We start from the raw sequence: 6,649 nt of genomic DNA on the forward strand, positions 1-6,649 counted from the left end.
GATGAGCAACAGGCTGCATCATTCCAGATCGGTGAGACTGTGGCACTTATTGGTGATGATGATGGGGTAACCTATGGATTGTTGGAAGTGAAGAGCTTATACAAAGTAGATCAGGGTGAAGAAGCACGTCGTGTCTTCAAGACGGATGATCCAGAGCACCCGGGTGTGAAAAAACTGCTGGAACGACCTGCAATGTATGTAGGAGGTCCAATTCAAGTGCTGAATCGCCCCAAACCAGCCAAGTTCGAACAGTTCTACTATGATCCTGCTGAGACACGGAAAACGTTCCAGGATAAGGGATGGAAGACGGTTGTCGGTTTTCAGACGCGTAATCCGGTCCATCGTGCCCATGAGTACATTCAGAAGAGTGCAATGGAGATTGTGGACGCCCTGTTCTTAAACCCGCTTGTAGGCGAAACGAAGTCTGATGACGTACCTGCCGATGTACGAATGAAGAGTTATCTGGTTTTGCTTGAGAACTATTATCCGGCTGATCGTGCATTCCTCGGCGTATTCCCGGCGGCTATGCGTTATGCTGGCCCAAGAGAGGCAATTTTTCACGCTATGGTACGTAAAAATTATGGTTGTACCCACTTTATTGTAGGCCGTGACCATGCAGGTGTAGGTGACTACTATGGAACGTATGAAGCTCAGGAGATCTTTTCTAACTTCACACCGGAAGAACTCGATATCACGCCTTTGTTCTTCGAACATAGTTTTTTCTGCACCAAATGTGGCAACATGGCATCAAGCAAAACCTGCCCGCATGATAAAGAACACCATATGGCTCTGTCTGGCACCAAAGTACGTGGCTTGCTACGAGACGGCCAATGCCCTCCACCTGAATTTACGCGCCCTGAGGTAGCTGAGGTGCTTATTGAAGGAATGGCAGAGCAAGTCCGCTCCTAACGGTATATTTGTCCATCTTGTCCCATATAGATGATTAGAGTCATTTATAGGGACGAGGTGGTTTTTTTATGCGTAAAAATATGGGGAAGAAGCACTTTGTGGTCTGGATTAGGTTACGCACCATGAAGAGGGTCATGTTAAGCCTGTGTTTGCTTGCCATGTTTGTGGCAGTGGTAACGTATGAGTTGCCCTCCTCCAAAATGTCCAGTTACTGGGGTTTACCGTTAGCAGGTAAAGTCATAGCCATTGATGCAGGACATGGTGGCCCAGATGGGGGAGCAGTGAGTAAGCAGGGGGTCATTGAGAAAGATATCAATTTATCGATTGCGTTGTACGTACGAGATTATCTGCAGCAAGCAGGGGCCTTGGTTGTGATGACCCGAGAAATAGACACCGATCTGGCTGCTTCAGATACCAGAGGGTACTCCAAACGCAAGACGGAGGATCTAAAACAAAGAGTAAGAAGAATCGAGGACAAACAGGCAGATCTCTTTATCAGCATTCATATGAACAGTGTTCCTTCGAACCGCTGGAGTGGTGCGCAAGTGTTTTATACACCCAATCATCCCGATAATGAAGGATTAGCCAACCTGCTTCAGCAAGAAATGATTCGTAATCTGGAAAATACAGATCGAATTGCAAAAACGGTAAATACCGTTTATTTGCTCCAGGCACTAAAAATTCCCTCGGCACTTGTGGAGGTGGGTTTCCTTTCTCACCCTGAAGAGGCGCGTCTGCTTGCAGATGAATCCTATCAGCGCAAAGTGGCTGCATCCATCTATAACGGGATTCTCCGTTATTCCTCAGGAGAACGTCCTAAAAGTTAGTCACAATGAGAAAGGTAATGATATAATTGGTTCAGCATACCTAATTACATGCCAATAGATAAAGCTGAGGTGCTGTCTGATGTTATCAAAAGAACAGATACTTGAACTATTGCAGCCATTGCAGGAACCGCAATTGGGCGTAAGTTTGACTGAACTGCAGTGGGTCCGTGATGTCATGGTTAAAGAAAATCATGTTGCTCTTACTATGGTGACGCTGGAGAACCGCACAGAGGATACAACTGCTCTAAGCGATGCCGCTCGCAACCTGTTGTCCCAACACGGAGTGAATGATGTACATATTCGTCTGCGTGCAGCGTCTGAGAATGAGCGTGAGAGCCTGAATATAGGACAAGCGGATTATGAGGAGAATCAGGATGAAGTGCTTGTCAAAGGCCATGCAGCAGGGCTGGACGGGCATGAATTGTTAAGTCCTGAATCCGGCGTACGTTTTATTGCTGTGGCTAGTGGTAAAGGAGGCGTCGGTAAATCGACGGTAACCGTTAATTTGGCTGCCGCTCTGGCACGCCAAGGCAAGAGGGTTGGCTTGATTGATGCAGATATATATGGCTTCAGTGTACCTGATATGATGGGCATTGAGGAATATCCAGTCGTTGAGGACGGGATTATCCAACCTGTTGAGCGTTTCGGCGTAAAAGTCATGTCGATGGGATTCTTTATTCGGGAGAATAACCCGGTCATCTGGCGTGGACCCATGTTGGGGAGAATGTTGCGCCAATTCTTTACCGATGTAAATTGGGGAGAGCTGGATTATATGCTGCTTGATCTGCCTCCGGGTACGGGGGACGTCGCACTAGACGTACATCAGATGCTGCCACACAGCAAAGAAATCATCGTTACAACACCGCATGCAACAGCTGCTTTTGTAGCTGCACGTGCTGGCGCCATGGCCATTCAGACGGAACATGAGCTGCTGGGTGTCGTAGAGAATATGGCTTATTATGAATGCAGCAAATGCGGCGAAAAAGATTATGTATTTGGTCGGGGCGGTGGTGGTACTCTTGCCGAGAGCCTCCATACAGAGCTGCTAGCACAGATTCCACTGGGAGCGCCGGATAATCATATCTCGGAGCCTGATTTTTCCCCATCCGTGTATAAGGCGGATTCAAGCATCGGTGCGATCTACGATGAGGTTGCCCAGTCTGTTGATGCCAAGTTTTGATTTTCTTATGACGTAAAATATAAAATGGCCCACATCCAATGGATGCGGGCTTTTTTCAACATGTGATAGCTTTAACATTAAATATTTCTATGCTTCTTATGATCCACCATTACTTCCGTCGCCACCACTACTACCGTCACTGCTGCCACTTCCGCCACTTCCGCCATCTCCATTATCGTCTTTGCTTTGGCCTTCCTGTTTGCCGCCTTGTTCTGTTTTGGGTTGCAACTCATCCTGAACTACCTTTTTAAGCAAAGTCAGCACTTCCATCCGGAATAAAGGATTTTGCATGACTTCCTGCATAACGGTCATCGTTTGTTTACGATATTCTGGCGTTTTGGTCATATCCATGAACATCTTGGATACTTCCGGAGATTTCATGACATCCCCAATGGATTTTTGATACGTTGGATCTTTGATTAACTGCATATGCAATTGTTTGCTTTGGGAGTTAATCACTTTGGCGAATTCACCCGCAAATTGTGGATCCGTCATAATTTTTTCGAATTCCTTCTGGTATTCAGGAGCCGTGATAGTATCTTTTACAGCTATACGTATTTGTTCTGAAGATTGCATAGGCATTAACATTTTCATACCCACTGTTCCAGACCCACCGCCTGAAGCACCATTTTGGCCAGAAGCACCGCCTTCACCACCACCAGAAGAACTTTGTCCGGTGAGCGCTTCCTCGACCGCTTTTTTGCCTTCGTCGCTTTTGAGAATATCCACGACCATTGTTTTCATCTCTTTATAACCGCCCTGAGGGGGCGAATAATTCTGATCTGAGCCACAGCCGGCGAGCATGACGGATAGTCCAAGTACGACACAGCATAACTGCCACAAAGGCCGTTTCATATGCACAACCCCTCCTTGATTAGATACTGGATGTAGTATGTGATGGGAAACCGCTAAATATGTTGAATGATGATGGTTTTTTGCTGTGAAGGTTGGTAAAATAAACTCTCGGGGGTGGAAAACATTTGAATTTACGTAAATGGTTTTTCCTATTTTGGTCAGCTTTGCTTATTGGGGCTGCAGGATCATTAGTGACGGGTCTAATTATGATGTTGGTTAATGGAGAAAAAACGAATGGAATGACCGATTTTTTAATTTATCTCCTCATCTTGTTCGGTTCGGGTATTATGATTAGCGTGTATTCGCAAATGGGTTTTTTCGCATACTTGATATTGAACTATATGGGCAAAGGTGTATTTTCGAAACGCAGTTGGCAAATTGTACAGATGGTTCTAACGGTTTTGGCTCTGCTTGATGTAATGTTTTTACGTTTGTTTGTCGGTGGGGAACGAGAACGCCTATCCGATATTGTGCTTGGAATCATTATTTTGGCAGCTGGAATTGTTACCGCTTACGTAAAGGTAAAACAGACACATATTTCGGCGCTGGTGCCTACACTCTTTTTCATGGTGGCTGTTACTGTAGTGGAGACGATCGGTGTGTTGCGAATTGATGTGAATGCGGCTACCATCTTTATTGTGGTTCCATTGTTAATCTGTAATGCATACCAAATGCTGATATTGCACAGGCTGGTAGATGTCTCTATGGAGCAGCGGGTGAATGGAAAAACCGAGCAGATACAAGAAAGCCATGCGTAGCGATTATCTTACAAAAAAACGCCAAAAAGAGCTAACCTGGTTAGCTCTTTTCATTTATGGCGCTTCAGCGCCTTTTGCATGAAATGTCCCGAAGGTTTTTATGCAGTTGCAGTGGCGGGCGCATTACTGTGCGTTTACTGTACGCTGGCCTGATCGCGAACTTCCGTACCTTTGACGCTTGAATGGTTGAGTAGCTCGGAAACCGTCACGAATTCATACCCTTGATTTTTTAACTTGTCGATAATGACAGGCAATGCTTCGTGTGTTTGTTTCGAGGAATCACTGGCATGCAGCAACACGATGTCACCCGGATGTGCCTTGCTGACAACACGATCAACGATGGTCTGTACACCAGGGTTTTTCCAATCCTGCGAATCAGTGTCCCATTGGACAACTTGGTAATTTAGACTGCTGGCTACCTGGAGAACACGTTTGTCAAAGTCGCCATTAGGCAGACGTAGCAATTTCGGTTCTTTTCCCGTTAAATCGGTTAAAATGCTATGAGCTGTCGAAATTTCCTTGCGGATCTCCTCTTCAGTCAGACTGCTGTAATTATCATGCTTGTGACCATGGCTGCCAATTTCGTATCCTGCGTCTTTGATGGCTGTTACAATCTCGGGGTGTGTCTTACTCCAGGGGGAGGACAAGAAGAATGTTGCCTTCTGCACTTTATTATCTTGGAGGACCTTCAGAATAGGCTCTGTCCTTTTATCTCCCCAGCTAATGTCAAAGGTTAGTGCAATAACCTTCTTCTCGGTTGGAACGCTGTACACGGCGGATGGTGCATCCTCCGAGAATACAGAAATATTGCCGCTCTCCAGATAAATAATCCCGATAGCAAAGACGGCAGCAACCAGCACAATCAGGAAACGTTTGATCTTTTTGCCGCTAAATACATAGAACGAGTTCATTTCAATAAGCGCCCCTCTCCCATAAGAAATGCTTGTTTACTCTCCAATGTATGCTCGTACCTCGCAGTTATTCGTATCAGACGTTTGTTTGTCCAACATCTTGGTTTCACAGGAGGATATCATGTTAAAATTCAGTACATTTCTTAGAGCTTTAGGTTCCATTCGTGGTGCATTAATCTGGTCGATCGTATTGTTTGTTGTTGGAATAGGAACAGGATGGGTGAGTACAGGACCACTTGAGGATATATTGTTGAATCAAATTGGGGGACTAAGAGAGGTTAGTGAAAGGCTGGAGCAGGGGAGCAATGTGCAATGGAACTTTTTCCTCTTTATCTTTTTCAATAATGCCATCAAAAGTGTACTCGTGATCTATGCCGGTATCTTCTTTGGCATTCTGCCTGTCATTTTCCTGTTGATCAACGGAATGGTTATCGGTTTTCTGGTACACACCACAATGAACTATGGGGCCAGCCTCTTTGATATTGTTGTAAAAGGACTTCTTCCACATGGCATTATTGAAATTCCGGTAATTATTATCGCTTGTGCATTCGGTCTAAGGTTTGGTGGGCTAGTACTCAAAAGTCTTATTCAATTTGGCGGGGAGAAACGAAATATGATTGGAAGCCAGTGGAGTGCCTTTATGCGCACAACGGTAACTGCATCCTTCTGGATTGTTATTTTGCTTTTTGTTGCAGCGATTATCGAAAGTACACTTACCTACAGCCTGGTGCGAGGATAAATTTGTATGGGATGACATTCATAAATTTTCAGAAAGTTGACCATAACAATAAAACGGGTTTCAGTAGCAACCATAAAAGGACAAACAAAGATGATCCTGGGTTTGCTACTAAAACCGGCGTTGTCTGATATATAGCCTGAATTAAAGGGGCCCGAATATGACATACATGGGGACACGCCATTATCCATATGCAGAAAAAGGAGAACTCTAATGCTGGGTATGCTGTTTAACGAGAAGGAATGCAAGGAACTGGATTATGTATTGCGCAAAGAGCTCGATGAAATGTTGTTCGACTTAAGTGACAACCGTCTCGATCAAGAAATTAAATACGCCATAGCGAGTCGCTACAAGACAGTGTTCCGTATGTATGCACGCTTTGCGCCACCCAAAGAGCTCTCCAAATATGCTAGAGGCGGTAAATTAAAAAAATCCAAGCCGTAGTGATGTGGTCGGTGGGATACTGAAGTTAA

8 protein-coding genes are annotated in these 6,649 nt (G+C 45.1%); 6 read left to right on the plus strand and 2 right to left on the minus strand.

The features are described 5' to 3' along the window. The 3 genes from sat to AMS66_RS25820 all read left to right on the plus strand — a co-directional run. Positions 1–909: sulfate adenylyltransferase (gene sat, locus AMS66_RS25810; protein ID WP_053783523.1), on the plus strand; the 909-nt coding region annotated here is incomplete at its 5' end. 68 nt (positions 910–977) lie between these two features. Continuing rightward, positions 978–1,736 carry an N-acetylmuramoyl-L-alanine amidase CwlD gene (gene cwlD / locus AMS66_RS25815; protein WP_053783524.1) on the plus strand — a complete coding sequence of 253 codons (759 nt, stop codon included), beginning with the start codon at positions 978–980 and terminating at the stop codon, positions 1,734–1,736. Positions 1,737–1,815: 79 nt separating this feature from the next. Next, entirely contained in the window at positions 1,816–2,916 is a 1,101-nt protein-coding gene (locus AMS66_RS25820) for an Mrp/NBP35 family ATP-binding protein (protein WP_053783525.1), read from the plus strand. 96 nt (positions 2,917–3,012) lie between these two features. Here AMS66_RS25820 and gerD read toward each other — a convergent pair whose 3' ends face one another. Continuing rightward, positions 3,013–3,771, minus strand: coding sequence for a spore germination lipoprotein GerD (gene gerD, locus AMS66_RS25825; RefSeq protein WP_053783526.1), 759 nt, complete (start codon positions 3,769–3,771; stop codon positions 3,013–3,015). Between the two features lie 125 nt (positions 3,772–3,896). Between gerD and AMS66_RS25830 the strand changes: the two genes are divergently transcribed. Continuing rightward, positions 3,897–4,529 (plus strand): KinB-signaling pathway activation protein, encoded by a 633-nt coding sequence (locus AMS66_RS25830; RefSeq protein ID WP_053783527.1) that lies wholly within the window; start codon positions 3,897–3,899, stop codon positions 4,527–4,529. 134 nt (positions 4,530–4,663) lie between these two features. Here the strand turns inward: AMS66_RS25830 and pdaB are convergent, their stop codons facing one another. Continuing rightward, a complete protein-coding gene (gene pdaB / locus AMS66_RS25835) occupies positions 4,664–5,440 on the minus strand; it encodes a polysaccharide deacetylase family sporulation protein PdaB (RefSeq protein WP_053783528.1) in 777 nt (258 codons plus the stop codon). A 121-nt stretch (positions 5,441–5,561) separates the two neighbouring features. Between pdaB and AMS66_RS25840 the strand changes: the two genes are divergently transcribed. Then, complete coding sequence (locus AMS66_RS25840) at positions 5,562–6,179, plus strand: stage II sporulation protein M (protein ID WP_053783529.1); 618 nt, start codon at positions 5,562–5,564, stop codon at positions 6,177–6,179. A 210-nt stretch (positions 6,180–6,389) separates the two neighbouring features. Next, positions 6,390–6,620, plus strand: coding sequence for a hypothetical protein (locus tag AMS66_RS25845; RefSeq protein ID WP_017692114.1), 231 nt, complete (start codon positions 6,390–6,392; stop codon positions 6,618–6,620). Positions 6,621–6,649: the final 29 nt, after the last annotated feature.

Source organism: Paenibacillus xylanivorans (assembly GCF_001280595.1).
Taxonomy (GTDB): Bacteria; Bacillota; Bacilli; order Paenibacillales; family Paenibacillaceae; genus Paenibacillus; species Paenibacillus xylanivorans.

Excerpts from the sequence above, each read along its gene's own strand:
- cwlD (WP_053783524.1), top strand. The coding sequence starts at position 978 with ATGCGTAAAAATATGGGGAAGAAGCACTTTGTGGTCTGGATTAGGTTA.
- AMS66_RS25820 (WP_053783525.1), top strand. The coding sequence starts at position 1,816 with ATGTTATCAAAAGAACAGATACTTGAACTATTGCAGCCATTGCAGGAA.
- gerD (WP_053783526.1), bottom strand. The coding sequence starts at position 3,771 with ATGAAACGGCCTTTGTGGCAGTTATGCTGTGTCGTACTTGGACTATCC.
- pdaB (WP_053783528.1), bottom strand. The coding sequence starts at position 5,440 with ATGAACTCGTTCTATGTATTTAGCGGCAAAAAGATCAAACGTTTCCTG.
- AMS66_RS25840 (WP_053783529.1), top strand. The coding sequence starts at position 5,562 with ATGTTAAAATTCAGTACATTTCTTAGAGCTTTAGGTTCCATTCGTGGT.
- AMS66_RS25845 (WP_017692114.1), top strand. The coding sequence starts at position 6,390 with ATGCTGGGTATGCTGTTTAACGAGAAGGAATGCAAGGAACTGGATTAT.